15 protein-coding genes and 1 other annotated feature are annotated in these 17436 nt (G+C 60.7%); of the genes, 1 reads left to right on the top strand and 14 read right to left on the bottom strand.

Annotation, left to right across the window (positions count from 1 at the left end):
• Positions 1–126: 126 nt before the first annotated feature.
• The 12 genes from torA to L1P05_RS10845 all read right to left on the bottom strand — a co-directional run bounded on the left by torA (position 127) and on the right by L1P05_RS10845 (position 13026).
• Positions 127–2619: a trimethylamine-N-oxide reductase TorA gene (gene torA / locus L1P05_RS10900; protein WP_012849114.1), complete on the bottom strand. Its 2493-nt coding sequence runs from the start codon at positions 2617–2619 to the stop codon at positions 127–129.
• Positions 2619–3788 (bottom strand): NapC/NirT family cytochrome c, encoded by a 1170-nt coding sequence (locus L1P05_RS10895; protein ID WP_015683409.1) that lies wholly within the window; start codon positions 3786–3788, stop codon positions 2619–2621. The genes torA and L1P05_RS10895 overlap by 1 nt, the downstream gene beginning before the upstream one ends.
• A gap of 286 nt (positions 3789–4074) precedes the next feature.
• Positions 4075–4707: a bifunctional phosphoribosyl-AMP cyclohydrolase/phosphoribosyl-ATP diphosphatase HisIE gene (hisIE, locus tag L1P05_RS10890; protein WP_012849112.1), complete on the bottom strand. Its 633-nt coding sequence runs from the start codon at positions 4705–4707 to the stop codon at positions 4075–4077.
• Positions 4701–5477: an imidazole glycerol phosphate synthase subunit HisF gene (gene hisF, locus L1P05_RS10885; RefSeq protein ID WP_012849111.1), complete on the bottom strand. Its 777-nt coding sequence runs from the start codon at positions 5475–5477 to the stop codon at positions 4701–4703. The genes hisIE and hisF overlap by 7 nt, the downstream gene beginning before the upstream one ends.
• A complete protein-coding gene (hisA, locus tag L1P05_RS10880) occupies positions 5459–6196 on the bottom strand; it encodes a 1-(5-phosphoribosyl)-5-[(5-phosphoribosylamino)methylideneamino]imidazole-4-carboxamide isomerase (RefSeq protein ID WP_012849110.1) in 738 nt (245 codons plus the stop codon). The genes hisF and hisA overlap by 19 nt, the downstream gene beginning before the upstream one ends.
• Positions 6193–6798 (bottom strand): imidazole glycerol phosphate synthase subunit HisH, encoded by a 606-nt coding sequence (gene hisH, locus L1P05_RS10875; protein WP_012849109.1) that lies wholly within the window; start codon positions 6796–6798, stop codon positions 6193–6195. The genes hisA and hisH overlap by 4 nt, the downstream gene beginning before the upstream one ends.
• Entirely contained in the window at positions 6798–7877 is a 1080-nt protein-coding gene (gene hisB / locus L1P05_RS10870) for a bifunctional histidinol-phosphatase/imidazoleglycerol-phosphate dehydratase HisB (RefSeq protein ID WP_012849108.1), read from the bottom strand. The genes hisH and hisB overlap by 1 nt, the downstream gene beginning before the upstream one ends.
• Positions 7878–8954, bottom strand: a complete 1077-nt coding sequence (hisC, locus tag L1P05_RS10865) for a histidinol-phosphate transaminase (protein WP_012849107.1) — start codon at positions 8952–8954, stop codon at positions 7878–7880. It lies immediately after the preceding gene.
• Positions 8951–10261: a histidinol dehydrogenase gene (hisD, locus tag L1P05_RS10860; protein ID WP_012849106.1), complete on the bottom strand. Its 1311-nt coding sequence runs from the start codon at positions 10259–10261 to the stop codon at positions 8951–8953. The genes hisC and hisD overlap by 4 nt, the downstream gene beginning before the upstream one ends.
• 4 nt (positions 10262–10265) lie before the next feature.
• Complete coding sequence (gene hisG, locus L1P05_RS10855) at positions 10266–11165, bottom strand: ATP phosphoribosyltransferase (RefSeq protein WP_012849105.1); 900 nt, start codon at positions 11163–11165, stop codon at positions 10266–10268.
• 55 nt (positions 11166–11220) lie between these two features.
• Positions 11221–11353, bottom strand: a sequence feature (His leader region).
• A complete protein-coding gene (gene hisL / locus L1P05_RS10850) occupies positions 11329–11379 on the bottom strand; it encodes a his operon leader peptide (RefSeq protein ID WP_109579738.1) in 51 nt (16 codons plus the stop codon). Its footprint overlaps the feature before it by 25 nt.
• 147 nt (positions 11380–11526) lie before the next feature.
• The gene (locus L1P05_RS10845; RefSeq protein WP_012849103.1) at positions 11527–13026 is read right to left on the bottom strand and encodes a C69 family dipeptidase; all 1500 of its coding nucleotides are present in this window, start codon (positions 13024–13026) and stop codon (positions 11527–11529) included.
• An 800-nt stretch (positions 13027–13826) separates the two neighbouring features.
• Between L1P05_RS10845 and L1P05_RS10840 the strand changes: the two genes are divergently transcribed.
• Positions 13827–14654 carry an SDR family oxidoreductase gene (locus L1P05_RS10840; RefSeq protein ID WP_012849101.1) on the top strand — a complete coding sequence of 276 codons (828 nt, stop codon included), beginning with the start codon at positions 13827–13829 and terminating at the stop codon, positions 14652–14654.
• A 252-nt stretch (positions 14655–14906) separates the two neighbouring features.
• Here L1P05_RS10840 and rimO read toward each other — a convergent pair whose 3' ends face one another.
• A complete protein-coding gene (gene rimO / locus L1P05_RS10835; protein WP_012849100.1) occupies positions 14907–16232 on the bottom strand; it encodes a 30S ribosomal protein S12 methylthiotransferase RimO in 1326 nt (441 codons plus the stop codon).
• A gap of 424 nt (positions 16233–16656) precedes the next feature.
• Entirely contained in the window at positions 16657–17412 is a 756-nt protein-coding gene (locus tag L1P05_RS10830) for a glycosyltransferase family 25 protein (RefSeq protein ID WP_012849099.1), read from the bottom strand.
• Positions 17413–17436 lie beyond the last annotated feature (24 nt).

Genomic DNA, 17436 nt, shown 5'->3' with positions numbered 1-17436 from the left:
GTATCGGGTCAGGGAATCAGGGGATATGCGCTGCGCATGTTACCGGTCATTGGCGAAAATGAAAAGGGATTTCAATATTCTACTGCACAGGGAGAGGCGGCCAGGTTTCCCCGGCCGCATAAGGGGTTAGGCGCCGCGCGGTACGTCGTGCGCGGTGTTGGTCGGCGGCGTGCCGCGGAACGTCTCGATCTCCAGCTGCGCCATATGGCCGCAGTTGCCCTGGGCCAGATTCGAGGAGCCGATGTCGAAGGTCAGGCAGTTCACGTTGCCGTTCTTGCACAGCGAACCGGGCTGCGCCGGATCGGCCGGATCGAACCAGGCGCCTTCGCTGATCCGCACGACGCCGGCGCGAATGTCCTCGGTGACGATGGCGCCGACCAGGATCTGGCCGCGATCGTTCCAAGCGCGCACCACATCCCCGTTAGCAATCCCGCGTGCTTTGGCGTCCTGCGGGTGGATCAGGATCGCCTCGCGATCGGCGACCGCATACTTTTCACGCAGCGGGGTGTTGTCCAGCTGTGAGTGCAGGCGGTTGACGGCGTGGGCGGTGCTCAGGGAGAGCGGGAAGCGCTGGGCGACCTCGCTCTGATACCACTCATAGGGGGGCAGCCAGCTGGGCAGGCCCCGACAGTCGCTGTAGTGCATGGCGGCGATGGTATCGGAGTAGATTTCGATCTTGCCGGAGGGGGTCCCGAGCGGATTCAGCAGCGGGTTATCGCGGAAGTCGGCGTAGCGCACCCAGTTCTTATTGGCGGCGGGGATCGGGAAGCGAATGTAGTTATTGGCCTCCCAGAACATCTCGAACGGCGGCAGCGCGACGCGCGCGTTGCGCGCCTGGGCCGCCATGCCATCGTACATCCCCTTCAGCCACTGGGCCTCATCCTTACCTTCGGTGAAGGCGTCCAGCACCCCCAGCTTTTCGGCCAGGCCGGCGAAGATGGCGAAGTCGTTGCGCGCCTCATGCTGCGGGGGAACGCACTGGTGCATCGGGAAGACATACAGCTGCGAATAGTCTCCGCCCATCTCCAGATCGTTACGCTCATAGCTGGTGGTGGCCGGCAGGACGATATCGGCATACTTGGCGGTGGCGGTCCAGTAGGGTTCGTTGACCACGATGGTCTCCGGACGGCGCCAGGCGTCGATCAGATTATTGGTGTTCTGATGGTGCCCAAAGGGGTTGCCGCCGGCGACGTAGACCATCTTCACATCGGGGTAGGTCACCTTACCGCCGTTGAAGTCGATGGTTTTCCCCGGGTTGGCCAGGCAGTCGGCGATGCGCGCCACCGGGATCGGCGTGGGGCTGTTTTGCGGGGCGTTGCCGGCCGAGATACCGGAGATAATGCCGCCGCGCGCGGTCGGACTGCCGCCGGAGGAGTAGTGGTAGCTAAAGCCAAAGCCGCCGCCGGGCAGGCCGATTTGCCCCAGCATGGCCGCCACGGTGACCAGCAGCCAGTGGGGCTGTTCGCCGTGATGCTGGCGCTGAATGCCCCAGCCGGCCATGATCATGGTGCGGTGGTGCGCCATATCCCGCGCCAGGCTGCGCAGGGTTTCGGCGTCGACGCCGCTGATGGCGGCCGCCCAGGCGGCATCCTTGACCACGCCGTCATCCTTGCCGTTGAGGTAGTCGGCAAAGCGATCGAAGCCTACGGTATAGGTGGTGAGGAAGTCGCTGTCGTGCAGTTTTTCGCTCAGTAGGGTATGGGCGATACCGAGCAGCATGGCCGAATCGGTATAGGGGTGCGGGGCGATCCACTCGGCGTTGAGCTGGGTGGTGCTGGCGCTGCGCACCGGATCGATGCTGACGATGCGGGTGCCTTTTTTCTTCAGCGCCTCGAAGCCCGTCTGGCCGACGTGGTCCGGCATATTCCAGCTGTTTTCAAGCGTGATAATGGGGTTACAGCCCCACAGGACGATCAGCTCACTGTGCTCGATGACGTTGGGCCAGGCGGTCTGCTGTTCATAGACCTCCATGGAGCCGACCACGTGGGTCATGATCACCTGGGCCGCACCGGTGGAGTAGTCGCCGGCGTAGCCGAGGAAGCCCCCGCTCAGGTTCATCAGCCGCTGCAGCAGGGTGCGGCTGTTGTGCAGCATGCCGACGCTTTTCCAGCCGTAGGAGCCAGCGTGGATGGACTGCGGCCCGTACTGTTTCTGCAGGCGGGCAATCTGCCCGCTGACCAGGGTCAGGGCCTGCTCCCAGCTTACGCGCACCCACTCATCGCACCCGCGCAGCTCGGGGCGGCCGTGCTCTGCGCCGCCCTCCAGCCAGCTCTTGCGCACCATGGGATACTTGATCCGGTTGGCGGCGTGCACCTGGTAAGGCGCCATGGTGATCAGATCGTTGGGATAGGGATCGTCGCTGACCGGCTGCACGCCGACCATGCGTCCCGATTCGACGATGGCCTCAAAGGCGCCCCAGTGGGCGCCGGTCAGGATCCCCTTCTGCGCCGGCTGCAGGGCGGTAAACTGGGGCAGCGCCTGGCTAATCGCCTGCGCCAGCGCCGATTTCGGCCACAGTCCGGCCAGCAGAGGGGCGCCGAGCAGAGCCGCACCACCGGCGATAAAGCGGCGGCGGGATACGCACAGCGGCGCATCAGGCAGGGATGTTGTCTTGCTCATCACTTAGGCTCCTTGGGTTGATCTGCACCGTTAGCGGACATATCGCTGGCGTGTTTTTGGACATATTGGGTCAGCAGGCGCAGCTGCTCTTCATTCAGCGAGGTGCGCGATGCCATGCCTTTCACGACCCCGATCCATTGGTTAGCGTTGAAGCGATCCAACGCGGTCAGGCCGTGGCAGCCGGTGCAGTTGGCCGACATCATATCGGCGGCATAGCGCCAGATGGGCTGTTCACTGCCGATGAGATTGGCCTTGGGCAGCCAGATGGACAGCGTTACCCGGTGCCATACCAGTCCGGTCGCGGCGTCGGTGTCGCTGGACAGCACTTTCACCTGTTTGCGTGCCGCCTCTCCCAGCAGCGCGGAGAGGATACGCTTGCCCTGCGCTGCATAGATCACCTGGTTAACGCCATTCTGCTGCCAACCGCTCAGCTCACCCTCAACCATGTCCCCGCGGCGCTGCAGCACCCGGATCTCCGTCGATGGCATCAGGCTGCCATCGCTGTGGGCCCCGGCCTGCGGCGCCAGGAAGAAGGGCTGGGTGGATATGGCGTAGAGCGTGCGGGCGCCGTCAGGGGTTTTCGCGGCGGCGGCGGCCAGTTCGCTAGCGCCGGCGGCGCTCAGGGCGCTCATATCCGGCAGAATATGGGCGACCCCCTTATGACAGTCGATACAGGTTTCCCCGTCCTTGATGGCGACGGGGTGCTGTTTGCGGGCCTCCGCACTCTGATCGATGATGTCCATGGCCTGGTAGCTATGGCAGGAGCGACAGGTGGCGGAGTCGTTGGCTTTCATGGTGTTCCAGACGCTCTGCGCCATGGCCAGCTTGTGGGCCTGGTATTTCTCTGGTGTATCTATTTTACCGGTCAGCTCGCCGTAGACATCCTTCAGCGCCAGTACCTTGGTCTTCAGGAAGTCGAGGGGCTGCTGCGGGATATGGCAGTCGGCGCACTCGGCCCGGATCCCCGGCTTATTCTGGAAGTGGACGCTGCCCTGATATTCGGCCAGAGGCTGTTGCATGGTATGGCAGGAGACACAAAACTCGGTGCTGCTGGTTTTGTGCAGGACGGTGAAGGTCGCAGCCAGCAGGGCGATACCGAGGATGATCCCCAGCAGCACCAGCCACGGCCAACGCCGGCGTCGCCCGGGGGCGGCGTAACGATTGCTCATAATGATGACCTTATTATTATTGGAGAGAGTTTTTACTTGCCATTGTTGTTGGGAGCATCACCGCGCGCCGGGCCGGGCCGCTCGGTGCATTACTCCTCGGTAAATCATATTACTATTTCCGCTAGCTAACCCATTTTGCGTAGGAGGCAAAGGCATTTTCGTGAGCGGGTAGACGCTTTTGCGCGCCGGGATTAACCCGACGCTACAGGCTGGTCACACTTTGGCTACCCCGGCAGGGCGGGGAAGGGGGAAGGCGCCGCCGCGTTGGCAGGCGGCGGCGGCCGGGTCAAGCCTGGCGGTGGCGGGTTTGTAGACAGTCGATGACATCGCCCAGCGACAGCTGCTGATCCTGTAACAGCACGAGCAGATGGTAGAGCAGATCGGCAGACTCGTTGATCAGCTCATCGCGGTCATGCACGGCGGCCGCCAGCGCCGTTTCTACGCCCTCTTCGCCGACCTTCTGGGCGATACGCTTGGTCCCGCTGGCGTACAGCCGAGCGGTATACGAGCTTTGTGGATCGGCCGTTTTGCGGGCGGCCAGCAGTTGCTCCAGGTGATACAGAAACGGCCACTGCGCGCGGGCCGGGGCAAAGCAGCTGTCGCTGCCGAGATGGCAGGTCGGCCCCTGGGGATCGGCCAGAATCAGCAGCGTATCGCGGTCGCAGTCCGGGGTCATGCTGACCACGTTCAGGGTGTGACCGGAGCTTTCGCCCTTGGTCCACAGCCGCTGCTTGGTACGGGAATAGAAGGTGACCTTACCGCAGCGCTCGGTATGATCCAGCGCCTCTGGCGTCATATAGCCCAGCATCAGGACATCGCCGGAGCCGGCGTGCTGCACGATCGCCGGCATCATGCCGTCCACTTTGTTCCAGTCCAGACGCTCTTTTTGCTGTTGCGAAAGAAAACCTTGAGTTAGCACAGTCGAATCTCCACACCGTTGAGCGCCAGATAGCGCTTGAGTTCACCGATTTGAATAATCTGTTTATGAAAGACCGAGGCCGCCAGCGCGCCGTCCACGTCGGCCTGGCTGAAGGCCGCCAGAAAGTGTTCGGGGGCACCGGCGCCGCCGGAGGCGATCAGCGGGACGTGGCAGACGGCGCGGATCTGCTCTAGCTGGCGCAGATCGTAGCCGCTGCGCACGCCGTCCTGGTTCATCATGTTCAGCACGATCTCCCCGGCGCCGCGCCGCTGCACCTCCTGCACCCAGTCCGCCGTCTGCCAGGCGGTGGCGCGGGTGCGCGCCTCATCGCCGGTGAATTGGTAGACGCGGTCGCTGTCGCTGGCGGCGTCGTGCCAGGTATCGATACCGACCACCACGCACTGCACGCCGAAGCGATCCGCCAGACGGGTGATCAGCGCCGGATCGGCCAGCGCCGGCGAGTTAATGGAGATCTTGTCCGCGCCGTAGCTCAGAAGCAGCCCGGCCTCCTCGACGCTGCGGATCCCGCCGGCGACGCAGAAGGGAATATCGATCGCCGCGGCGACCCGAGCCACCCAGCTTTTGTCGACCACGCGACCGTCGGCGGAGGCGGTAATGTCATAGAACACCAGTTCATCGGCGCCCTCATCGGCGTAGCGCTGGGCCAGCGGAACGATGTCGCCGATGATCTCGTGATTGCGAAACTGAACGCCTTTGACGACCTGGCCGTCGCGAACGTCCAGACAGGGAATTATGCGTTTTGCCAGCATGCGATGGCCTCCTTCACGCTGAATTTACCTTCCAGCAGGGCGCGGCCGACGATGACGCCCTGCACGCCGCTGCCGCGCAGGGCGGCGATGTCATGCAGCGCGCCGATACCGCCGGAGGATTGAAATGCGATCTGCGGATAGCGCGAGCAGATCTGGCGGTACAGCGCCACGTTGGCGCCGCCCAGGGTGCCGTCGCAGGCGATATCGGTACACAGTACGTGCCGCAGTCCCAGCGGCAGAAAATGCACTACCGTCTGCTCCAGGGTCACGTCGGAGTCCTCTTGCCAGCCGCTGACGGCCACGCGCTTATCGCCGTTGGCGGCGATGCGCACGTCCAGCGCCAGTACCAGGCGATCGGCGCCGAAGCGCGTAAACCAGCGGGCGACCTCCTGCGGCTGGCGGATCGCCGTTGAGCCGACCACCACCCGCGTCGCACCGGCGTCGAGCAGCGTGGCCACGTCCTCTGCGCTGCGTACGCCGCCGCCGACCTGTACCGGAACGCTCAGCGCGCGCAGCAGGCGGGTCAGCATGGGGAGCTGACGACGGGCGGGATCGCGCGCGCCGCTCAGGTCGACCAGGTGCAGCTGCTCTGCGCCCTGACGCTGATACTCCAGCAGCCGCGTCAGCGCATCGCCGTCATAGTCGCGCTGGCGGCCATAGTCCCCCTGATGCAGGCGAACGACGCTGCCGTCGATAAAGTCCAGTGCCGGAATGATCATGACGGCATCTCCAGAAAGTTTTTCAGCAGGCGGGCGCCGGCCTTGCCGGAGCGTTCGGGGTGAAACTGCACGCCGTAGAAGTTATCGCGGCGCACCGCGGCGCTAAAGGTATAGCCGTAGTCGCACTGTGCCAGGGTGTCGGCGCACAGGGGATAGGCGTAGCTGTGTACAAAATAGAAGTAGCTGCCGTCGGGAATACCGCGAAACAGGGGATTCCCGGCCAGAGAGGTAACCTGATTCCAGCCGGTGTGCGGCAGCGGCAGGCCGGTATCGGTCATCCGTTCGACCGGGGTGTCGACCAGACGGAGGCAGGGGACATCCCCTTCGGCGCTGCGGCTGGCCAGCAGCTGCATTCCCAGACAGATGCCGAGCACCGGCTGGGTACAGGCCCTGATCAGATCGATAAGATCGCGCTGGCGCAGCTGCTCCATGGCCGCGGCGGCGTTGCCGACGCCGGGCAGCAGCAGCTTGTCAGCCGCCAGCACCGCCCGCGCATCGCGGCTGACGGTCGGACGGCAGCCCAGGCGCTCCAGGGCATAGCGCACCGAGGCCAGGTTGGCGCAGCCGGTATCCAGAATCACCACGTTGCACGCTGTGGCCATCACAACACTCCTTTTGAGCTGGGTAAGCGGTCGTCTTCGATACGGATCGCCTGACGCAGGGTGCGGCCAAAGGCCTTAAACAGGCTCTCTACGCGGTGGTGGTCGTTCTTGCCTTTGGTTTTCAGGTGCAGGGTCACCCCCATCGCGTAGGCGAGGGAGTGGAAGAAGTGTTCGACCATTTCGGTGCTGAGATCTCCGACGCGCTGGTGGCTGAATTCGGCCTTGAAGGAGAGGTAGGGGCGGCCCGAGATATCCAGGGCACAGCGGGCCAGGCACTCGTCCATCGGCAGGACAAAGCCAAAGCGAGCGATGCCGCGCTTGTCTCCCAGCGCGATGCGCAGGGCTTCGCCGAGCGCCAGCGCGGTGTCTTCGACGGTGTGATGGTCATCGATATGCAGATCGCCCTTCGCCTCTATATGCAGGCGCAGGCCGGCGTGGGTGGCTATCTGATCCAGCATATGGTCAAAGAAGCCGATACCGGTACGGATGTGGCTCTCGCCCTGGCGATCCAGCCACACCTCCGCCAGAAGCGCGGTCTCACGGGTGACGCGCTCCACCTGGGCATGACGATCGCGGCGGGTCAGGCGTTCGGCGATCTGCGGCCAGTCTAGGCTGCTACCATCGCACGGCTCGGCGGCGTAGCGCAGCCCGTGGATACCCATGTTGTGCGCCAGCTGCAGATCGCTGTCGCGGTCGCCTATCACCCACGCGTTGGCCGTATCCAGCACGCCGGGCTGCAGATAGTCGTCGACCAGTCCGGTGGCGGGTTTGCGGCAGCGGCAGCCCTCCTGCGGTAGGTGTGGGCAGATCAGCACCCGCTCAAAGAGGATGCCCTGCGAGGTCAGTATCTGCATCAGTAGATTGTGCGGCGCATCGAAGTCGGCCTGCGGAAAGCGTTCGCTGCCCAGTCCGTCCTGATTACTGACCATCACCAGATGATAGCCGGCCTGCTGTAGCCGCAGCAGCGCCGGAATGACCCCGGGCATCAGCGCCAGCTTGTCCAGACGGTCTACCTGAAAGTCCTGCGGCGGCTCGGCGATCAGGGTGCCGTCGCGGTCGATAAACAGATATTTCTTCATTTACGCCTCTCCTTCCTGGCTAAAACGGCGCAGTACCGCGAGAACCCGCTCATGCTCCGCGGCGCTGCCGATGGTGATGCGCAGGCAGTCGCTCAGCGAGGGCTGACGACGCTGATCGCGCAGGATGATGCCCTGCTGCCACAGGGCCTGAAAGATCGGCCCGGCGCGGTCGCTGCGAAAGATTAGATAGTTCCCCTGTGAAGGATAGACCTCTTGAATGCAGTCGCAGCGCAATAACTGTGCGATCAGCGCCTGGCGCTGTTCAATGACGTAGGCAACCCGCGTCCGCATAGCGGCGATCCCGGCGGGCGAGGTCGCCTGGGCGGCGATGTCGGCGACCGGTGATGCCAAAGGATAAGGGGCGATGGTTTTCTGCAGCAGAGCGATCACCTCGGCGCTGGCCAGCGTGAAGCCGCAGCGCAGCCCGGCCAGGGCAAAGGCCTTCGAGAGGGTGCGCAGCACGACCAGATGGGGGTAGTCGGCGAGCCAGGAGACCACGCTGGCGTCGGGGGCAAACTCAATGTAGGCCTCATCGACGACGACCAGCGCCCGTCCGGCGGTCAGCGTAAGCAGCGTGCGCAGATCGTCGGGATTGAGCAGGTTGCCGGTCGGGTTGTTGGGGCTGCAGACAAACACCAGCTTGACGCCGTCGAGGGCGGCGGCGATGGCCGGCACGTCCAGCTGCCAGTCGGCGCGCAGTGCGACGCAGCGCCGTTCGACGTCGCTGGTCTCCGCGCTGACGGCGTACATGCCGTAGGTGGGGGGACAGTAGAGCATGGCGTCGCGCCCCGGTTCGCAAAAGGTGCGGATCAGCAGCTCGATGCCCTCATCGGCGCCGCGGCTGACCAGCACCTGCTGCGCCGTGACGCCGGCATAGGCGGCGTAGTTGGCGATAAGCTCGGCGGGCTGGCACTCCGGGTAGCGGTTAAAGGCCTCGCTGCGCAGCGGGTAGCTGACCGGCTGCGGGTACTCGTTGGCATTGAGCCAGACGTCGCCGCTGCCGCCGAGGCGGCGGGCGGACTGGTAGGGGGTTAGGCGCTGGATGTTTTCCCGCGCCAGTGCGGTGATCGGCTTCATGATTGGCTCTCCCGGATGGCGGCGACCCGCAGACGGACGGCGTTGGCGTGGGCGTCAAGGCACTCGGCCTGTGCCATGGCCTCAACCGTCGGGGCCAGCGTCAGCAGACCGGCGGGGCTGAGGCGTTGGACGGTCATGCGTTTCTGGAAATCCGCCAGGCCCAGGCTGGAGTGGGTGGCGGTGTAGCCGTAGGTCGGCAGCACGTGATTGGTGCCAGAGGCATAGTCCCCGGCGGACTCGGGCGACCAGTCGCCCAGAAACACGGAGCCGGCGCTGGTGATGGCATCGAGCCACGTCTCGGCGTCGCGGGTTTGGATGATGAGGTGCTCCGGCCCATAGCGGTTGCTGATCTCGATGCACTGCGCCAGCGAACGGGTGACGATCAGGCGGCTCTGCGCCAGCGCCTGGCGGGCGATGTCGGCGCGCGGCAGGGCGGCAAGCTGCGCCTCGACCCGCTCGGCGACCCGGCGAGCCAGCGGGGCATCGGGCGTCAGCAGGATCACCTGTGAGTCGGGGCCATGCTCCGCCTGGGAGAGCAGATCGGCGGCGATAAAGTCCGGGTTGGCCTTGGCATCGGCGATCACCAGCACCTCGGAGGGGCCGGCGGGCATATCGATAGCGGCGCCCTGAGGGCTTTGGCTAACCTGTCTTTTGGCCTCGGTGACATAGGCGTTTCCTGGGCCAAAGATTTTGTCGACGCGGGGAACGGATTCGGTCCCGAAGGCCATGGCGGCGATCGCCTGCGCGCCGCCGACCTGAAAGATTTCGTCGATGCCGCACAGGCGTGCGGCGTAGAGGATCGCCGGGTCGATCGGCGGCGGCGAGCAGAGGATCACCCTGCGGCACTGCGCCACTCGGGCCGGGATCCCCAGCATCAGCACCGTGGAGAGCAGCGGTGCGCTGCCGCCGGGAATATACAGCCCGACGGAGTCCAGCGCGCGGGTGACCTGGCGGCAGCTGACGCCGGGCTGGGTTTCGACGTCGACCGGGGCCGGGCGCTGAGCGTAATGAAAGGCCTCAATATTCTCGGCCGCCTGGCGCATGGCGCGGGTCAGTGCGTCGGGCAGGCTGTCGCCGGCGGCGTCGCGGGTCTGGCGTGATACGCGCAGGATGGCGGGGGCCTCCCGGTCAAAGCGTTGGCTGAGGCGATGCAGCGCCGCATCGCCGTCGCGGCGAACCTGGGCGATGATCGTCTCAACGCTTGCGCTGATTTGCGCGGCGCTGGCGATCGCCGGGCGCTGTAGCAGGCGCTGCTGCTGTTCGGGGCTACAGTCGTCCCATTGGATAAGCGTATCAAAGCGGGTCATGGCGTTACTCCATCATCTTTTCAATCGGCAGCACCAGAATCGAGCTGGCCCCCAGGGCCTTGAGCTGCTCCATGGTTTCCCAGAACAGGGTCTCGCTGCTGACCATGTGCATGGCGACACGGCGCTTGTCGCCGGCCAGCGGCAGCAGGGTCGGGCGCTCGGCCCCCGGCAGCAGCGCCATTATCTCCTCCAGACGATCGCTCGGCGCGTGCAGCATGATGTATTTGGACTCCCGCGCCTGGATGACCCCCTGAATCCGGGTCATCAGGCGTTCGATCAGCGCCTGCTTGGCGGGGGGCATCTCGCCGTCGCGTTGAATCAGGCAGGCCTTGGAGCGGTAGATAACCTCGACCTCGCGCAGCCCGTTAGCCTCAAGGGTGGCGCCGGTAGAGACCAGATCGCAGATGGCATCGGCCAGTCCGGCGCGCGGGGCAACCTCGACCGAGCCGTTGAGCAGACAGGATTTGAAGCGGACGCCCTGCCCATCCAGATAGCGTTTGAGCAGGTGAGGATAAGAGGTGGCGATGCGGCAGTCCTGCAGGCCGCGGGCGCCGTCATAGGGGGCATCGATGGGCATGGCCAGGGAGAGGCGGCAGGCGCCGAAGTCGAGGCGTCGTAGCAGGGTATAGCGCGGATCTTCGCCTTGGGCGCGCCGGGCGAGCAACTCCTCTTCCAGCACGTTCTCACCGATGATGCCCAGGTCAACCACGCCGTCCATCACGAGGCCGGGAATATCGTCATCGCGCACCCGCAGGATGTCGATAGGCATATTTTCGGCAAAGGCGATCAGCCGCTGCTGATGCAGATTAATTTTGATCCCGCAGCGAGCCAGCAGCGCCTGCGAGTCTTCGCTCAGGCGACCCGATTTTTGCATGGCAATGCGTAAACGTGTTTTGTCCAACATGGTGGTTACCCCTGTATTCCCCAGCCGGCGCCGCGGCGCCCGTGAATGATGAACAACAAAAAAGCCCTCGGAAGAAGATCTTCCGAGGGCTTTTTCACATCTTGCGTCTGCCGCCACTGGAAGATCCGTTGACCGTCTTCCAGCACACATCCGCCTGAAAGCGCTAGTCAGGATGATGGTGATGATGGTGGTTAAACAGTACGCGAGTGAGCATGATTGTTGTCCGTGGTTCGGTATCGCTTGTATACGCTGCGCAATATGCGCTCAGTGATTTTTAACCTAAACCAAGAGTACGGCGTATGGCAAGCGCTTTTTTTGTTCGATTGACGATGGGCGTGGTTTGCCCATCGTCGCGGGGGGATCAGGCGCCGGCAAACTTATACTTGGTGTTGACGTCCTGGGTCAGCTGGGTAAAGATTTGATTGGTCAGGGTTTGAGTGGTGCTGAGCGCATCGCTAAAAACGCGATCCTCGAACTGTTGCACCAGCTGCTGAGCCTTGGCCGGATCTTTCTGGTAGGTGGCCAGATAGGCTTTTTCCATATCACGCTGCATGACGCTGAAGGTGGCCTCCTGCTGCTTATAGGCCTTCTGTACCACCGGCGCATATTTGTAATAGTCCATCATCACCAGCGTTTGCAGTTTCCGGAACTGCCACTGGGCAGAGACCGAATCCGCTTTTCCACTGGTTACCGTACGGTAGGCCTGCGGGAATTGGTGGATACTATTGGCGTAAACCGGAATAAAAATAGAAATACTGGGCATGCCGTAGGCTAAATATTCCACATCGGCAATACCCTGCGGTAAACCATCGCGCGCTTGTAAAATATGTGCCTGCTGGGTACGAAATAATGACACCGGGCGTAGACGGTAATCGGGGGTTTGTGTATAGGGCTTGCGCTCGATGTTCTCATAGGTATTTCGCAGCCCCTGTTTTACCGCATCGATATCAAGTTTAGCCTCTGGTTTAGCAAAAACGGGGAAATGTTGTGGCTCCGCTAGCGAGGTCTTGATATCTGGCGTATAGAGATGCTGCAACGCATATACCCGCGGATAGTTGTAGTAGGGGTCATTCTTCTCATTATGCAGCGTATAGGCTTTTTCAAAATTAAAGTCGCCGTCGCGCTTAGGATCGTAAAGGCCATATTTTTCGGCGGCGCTGATCAGCGTGGGCGATGCCATATAGTTGGCGCTGTCGTCCGGCTTATAGGTCTGCAGGCGCCCTTGGTTACCGGTGACATAATAGTCATCCTTCGGCAGGCGGGTGGCCAACCACTGATGGCCGCTGCCGGTTTCCAGATACCAGATGTCGTGCTGGTCGACGAAGGCGACGCCAAAGCCTTCGCCGGCGCCTTTCTCTTCAATAATTTTACCCAGGCGAGCGGCGCCTTCGCGTGCGGAGGAGACGTAGGGCAAGATTACGTCGGTAATGCTGTCTTCGGTAATGCCCGTCTCGGGCAGATAGGGGTCATGTTTGAGAGCTTCGGCGCTGGCGAAGATCGTCTCTGTCGCCGTCATTCCCACGCCTTTTTGGTTAAATCCAGCGGCCCCCCAGGTCATCTGGTCGGGCTGTTTTCCCTCTTTGCCATTGGAGAATGAAGTATAGGAAAAAGCTTTTTTTGGAACAGAATAGGTGAATTTATTTTCATTGGCATGGAAGGTATCGCTGCTATTTTCTTTAGCCTGATGCTTTAGCATCACTTTCGATAGCGTGGGGTCATGATCCTCGGTACGGGCAATAATCCTAGAGCCATCGCTGGTGGCACCCGCGCCGACTAAAATTGTAGTGCAAGCATCACTGTTGATGGTAAATGCTGCGGCAATCAGGCTGGAAATCAAAACTGAAACTGACTTTAGTTTCATGGGGAACTCCTATTGATTGAATTGAGTTGATTCTTGCACTCTCTTTACATTATTTATTTTAACTACATCATGTTTTTCTTTTTTAATTCAATTTTTATCTCCGCGGAATATTTTTATTGAGAAAATTCTTATGGTATGAAAATTGCCTAAGATAGACGTTCGTCATGCCGTATAACGACGATGCGTACCCTCTGTGATGTGTCATTTCATCTCAGTAGCATGATCTGTGCGCTCTTTTTTTATGCGGTCGGTATATGAGGTGTTGTCCTTTTGTTATCCCATGGTCACTCTTTTGATATCGCCGTATTTCTCCCGCTATGGGAATAAGCCTATTTTTATCGATGAGTGTATTGCGAGTAAGAATGAATCTGCGTGATTTATTCTCGTATAATGGAATGGTGAGAACGGATAATAAAAAGAGAATGACGTACGCCACGGCGCCCCGTTAGGCGTGAAATCCCGGTGATCCTGCGCTAGCGCTCATCAGAGGCGTGCCACTGAGAACCCGCGGGTTTCTCTGAGTGAGAGAGCGCGGCGGCCGGGTCGCTGACGCGGCGATATCGCTATTTTATCTCCCGCGGTTAAGGGGGTTGGCGCCGCGCGGGTGTCCGTGATGACGCTGATCTCGGCGTCGGCGTCGGCTGCAGCCTGGCCTTATGGAATCGCGTCTGGCGGTGCCTGCTATCGGCGCGGCGTACCGCTGGCAGCCATGTTGGCCCTCGTGTACCCTGATGGGGTACGACTGCGGTAAGATATCGCCCGGCGGCCTGGCGCGCCTGGGAATAAGATGAGGATAGGGTATGAAAAGTGTAGCCATTGTAGGATTGGGCTGGCTGGGGATGCCGCTGGCGCTGTCGCTGATGGCGCGTGGCTATCGGGTGGTCGGCAGTAAAACGACGCCGGACGGTGTAGAGGCGGCGCAGATGAGCGGGGTGGCGTGCTATCCACTGAGGTTGGCGCCGCAGCTGGAGTGCGATGACGAGGATCTGGCGCAGCTGCTGAGCGTGGATGCCCTGGTGATCACCCTGCCGGCCAGCTGTGGGAACGATGAGGGGATAGGCTACCGTCAGTCGGTGCGCCAGCTGGTCGACAGCGCGCTGGCGTACGGCGTAGCGCGGATTATCTTTTTGAGTTCGACGTCGGTTTACGGCGACGCGCGCGGCGAGGTCAACGAGGACTCCCCGCTGCAGCCCAACACCTTGGCCGGCCAGGCGTTGGCCGATCTGGAGCGCTGGCTGCACGATCTGCCCAATACTTCGGTCGATGTGCTGCGGCTGGCCGGACTGGTAGGGGAAGGGCGCCATCCGGGGCGCTTTCTGGCCGGTAAAACCGATCTGCCGGGCGGTAATCTGGGGGTCAATCTGCTGCACCGCGAGGATGCCATCGCCGCGATCATGCTGCTGCTGGCGCAGCCTCAGGGCGGCCACGTTTATAATCTGTGTGCGCCGCAGCATCCGGCTCGCCGGCTCTTTTACCCGCCGCTGGCGCGTGCGCTCGGCCTGACGCCGCCGGCGTTTCGCTCCGATGACGATGCGACGCAGGGCAAAGCGGTAGACGGATCCCGCATCAGCCATGAGCTGGGCTTTGTTTACCGCTATTCTGATCCTACGATCATGCCCTGCGATTAGCCGGAGAGGCGTCGCGATGATCACATTTTACCGCTGGTGTTTTTTTGTATCGGCAGGTAAAAAAGAGGGCATTAAGCGGCGAGGATGACGGGGGATAATCGGTATAAATCGGGTATTGGATCGGAGGGGATAATAAACCGATTGTTTTTATTAAATATCGATTATTTTCTTTATTATTCAGTCCACTGAGTAGCGTTACGATACGCTATCCGTAGGAAAGCGCGCCGCGCAGAGCGACGCGCTGATGCCTCATCAGGCCAGAGTGCCCCACATATCGTATTCGTCGGCGTTTTCAATGGTAACGCTGACGATATCGCCCGGTTTGACCCCACGCTCACCGTTTAGGTACACCACGCCGTCGATCTCCGGCGCATCGGCCATGCTACGGCCAATGGCGCCTTCCTCGTCAACCTCATCGATGATCACCGGCAGCGTCAGCCCCACTTTTTCCTGCAGGCGCTCTGCGGAGATCTGCTGCTGCAGCTGCATAAAGCGATCGAAGCGCGCCTGCTTGATCTCGTCTGGCACCTGGTCGGGCAGTTCGTTGGCGGCGGCGCTTTCAACCGGGCTGTACTGGAAGCAGCCGACGCGATCCAGGCGTGCCTCGCGCAGGAAGTCCAGCAGCATCTGAAAGTCCTCTTCCGTCTCGCCGGGGAAGCCGACGATAAAGGTCGAACGCAGGGTCAGCTGCGGACAGATCTCGCGCCAGCGTTTGATCCGCTCCAGGGTACGCTCAACGGCGCCGGGGCGCTTCATCAGCTTCAGAATGCGCGGGCTGGCGTGCTGCAGCGGAATATCCAGATAGGGCAGCAGTTTGCCCTGCGCCATCAGCGGGATAACGTCATCCACGTGCGGATAGGGGTAAACATAGTGCAGACGGATCCAGATCCCCAGCGTCGCCAGCTGTTCGCACAGGCTGAGCATGCTGGTTTTGACCGGCTGACCGTTCCAAAAGCCGGTGCGATGCTGGATATCTGCGCCGTAGGCAGAGGTATCCTGCGAGATGACCAGCAGCTCCCGGACGCCGGAGTCGGCCAGGCGCTTGGCTTCGTCTAGCACAGCGCCGATTGGCCGGCTTTCCAGATCGCCGCGCAGAGAGGGGATAATGCAGAATGCGCAGCGATGATTACAGCCTTCGGAGATTTTCAGATAGGCGAAATGCTTGGGCGTTAGCTTGACGCCCTGCTCCGGCACTAGGCTGGTGAAAGGGTTGTGCTGCGGCTTGGCCACGTATTTGTGTACGTGGTGCAGCACCTGCTCATAGCTGTGCGGCCCAGAGATCTCCAGCACCTTGGGGTGGACTTCCCGGATCTGGTTCTCTTTGGCACCCAGGCAGCCAGTCACGATGACCTTTCCATTCTCATGCAGCGCCTCGCCGATGGCCTCCAGAGACTCCTGTACCGCGCTGTCGATAAAGCCGCAGGTGTTAACGATCACCAGATCGGCGTCTTCATAGGTTGGTACCACCAGGTAGCCTTCGGTGCGCAGCTCGGTCAGGATGCGTTCGGAGTCGACCAGGTTTTTTGGGCAGCCGAGGGAGACAAAACCGATTGTCGGTTGGCGGGATTGATTGCTCATAGCGTAAAAATTCATCGTGTCTGGTTATGATAGGGCAGGGATTTTACAGCGCTCTGGGCTGAAATTGTACCGCTATTTATCCTGGTGGCGCGGCGTGCGCCTTTCTGGCTTCACCGCGCGTTTCACGCCGCATGTGGAGAGCGAGAAGTAGCGCCTCTCGGCGGCGGGCTAGGCCCACCCACCGCGCGGTATCGAGATGGCTCTCGCGTGATATTGGGGACGATAACACCGGATAGCCAGACGTAGCGCGCGGTAGCCTGTGATATTCGGGTGGCCAGTCACCGCATCGGCGACGTCAATTCTAGGGGGCGATAGCCGACTGACGCCGGATAGTCGCGAGCCCCGCCGATGCGTTTATCGGGACGCTCGCTGACGACTGAAAAAGAGAGGAGACTAATCGGACGGCCGATCTCAGCGACGCTGCTTATATAATATTATTATTCTGCCTCATTTTTTTTAGAAATGGCCGCCGGCAGATCTTGTGATAAAATTTCACTAACGAATTTTTTCGATCAAGACTTTCTCTTAATGTGATCTGTATTGGCGTGCGAGACAGTCGCTCCTCTTCTATTGTCGAGTTCTCTTTGGACTGATCTCGTGAGTCAATTAAATTAATATTCAGTGAGTAGGGGCGAATGTTTTTTTCAAAATAAAAGTTACGCCAGGCATCTGCCTCGAAGCGTACTGGGGTATTTATCGCTGTAAGGAGACGTGCGGTTTTGTTGGTAACCACATAGCCATGTGTACATGTTGGGACATTTGATTCATAAAGGCTATATTTTTCAGATAGTTTTATTCTTTGGTTTCCGTACACGCAGCCCGTCTTATACAGCAGGTATGCATGGCTGCTTTCTTTATCTATAACGTTTTCGATGGCCTGAATGACCTCATTGAGGTCGTCATGTAAGATGGCATCATCTTCGAGGATTAAGGCGTATGGGAGCGCTTCTGATATGATTTTTTGATATATGCGCAGGTGGCTAAGGGAACAACCTATCTCACCTTTTGTTAAATATATTTGCGCATCTTTATCAATTAAACGGTCTACCTCAGCAGCGCTGAGATCGATACCTGAGACAGCCTCGACAATCTCATGATTAATATTTAATCTGCTGCACTCACTTATTATTTCGTGCTTTTTCTGAAGATCTCTTTTTAAATTTATAATAAATACTTTCATCTGGTGTTGTGTCGTTCAAATTTA

Origin of the sequence: Edwardsiella piscicida (assembly GCF_021733145.1) — a bacterium.
Lineage (GTDB): Bacteria > Pseudomonadota > Gammaproteobacteria > Enterobacterales > Enterobacteriaceae > Edwardsiella > Edwardsiella piscicida.
This window is presented reverse-complemented; position numbering and strand designations above follow the sequence as displayed.

What these genes read in the sequence shown, in the direction of transcription:
- hisA (WP_012849110.1), bottom strand. Translation starts at nt 6,196, where the DNA reads ATGATCATTCCGGCACTGGACTTTATCGACGGCAGCGTCGTTCGCCTG.
- rimO (WP_012849100.1), bottom strand. Translation starts at nt 16,232, where the DNA reads ATGAGCAATCAATCCCGCCAACCGACAATCGGTTTTGTCTCCCTCGGC.
- L1P05_RS10895 (WP_015683409.1), bottom strand. Translation starts at nt 3,788, where the DNA reads ATGAGCAATCGTTACGCCGCCCCCGGGCGACGCCGGCGTTGGCCGTGG.
- L1P05_RS10830 (WP_012849099.1), bottom strand. Translation starts at nt 17,412, where the DNA reads ATGAAAGTATTTATTATAAATTTAAAAAGAGATCTTCAGAAAAAGCAC.
- torA (WP_012849114.1), bottom strand. Translation starts at nt 2,619, where the DNA reads ATGAGCAAGACAACATCCCTGCCTGATGCGCCGCTGTGCGTATCCCGC.
- hisF (WP_012849111.1), bottom strand. Translation starts at nt 5,477, where the DNA reads ATGCTGGCAAAACGCATAATTCCCTGTCTGGACGTTCGCGACGGCCAG.
- L1P05_RS10840 (WP_012849101.1), top strand. Translation starts at nt 13,827, where the DNA reads ATGAAAAGTGTAGCCATTGTAGGATTGGGCTGGCTGGGGATGCCGCTG.
- hisG (WP_012849105.1), bottom strand. Translation starts at nt 11,165, where the DNA reads ATGTTGGACAAAACACGTTTACGCATTGCCATGCAAAAATCGGGTCGC.
- hisH (WP_012849109.1), bottom strand. Translation starts at nt 6,798, where the DNA reads ATGGCCACAGCGTGCAACGTGGTGATTCTGGATACCGGCTGCGCCAAC.
- hisC (WP_012849107.1), bottom strand. Translation starts at nt 8,954, where the DNA reads ATGAAGCCGATCACCGCACTGGCGCGGGAAAACATCCAGCGCCTAACC.
- hisD (WP_012849106.1), bottom strand. Translation starts at nt 10,261, where the DNA reads ATGACCCGCTTTGATACGCTTATCCAATGGGACGACTGTAGCCCCGAA.
- L1P05_RS10845 (WP_012849103.1), bottom strand. Translation starts at nt 13,026, where the DNA reads ATGAAACTAAAGTCAGTTTCAGTTTTGATTTCCAGCCTGATTGCCGCA.
- hisB (WP_012849108.1), bottom strand. Translation starts at nt 7,877, where the DNA reads ATGAAGAAATATCTGTTTATCGACCGCGACGGCACCCTGATCGCCGAG.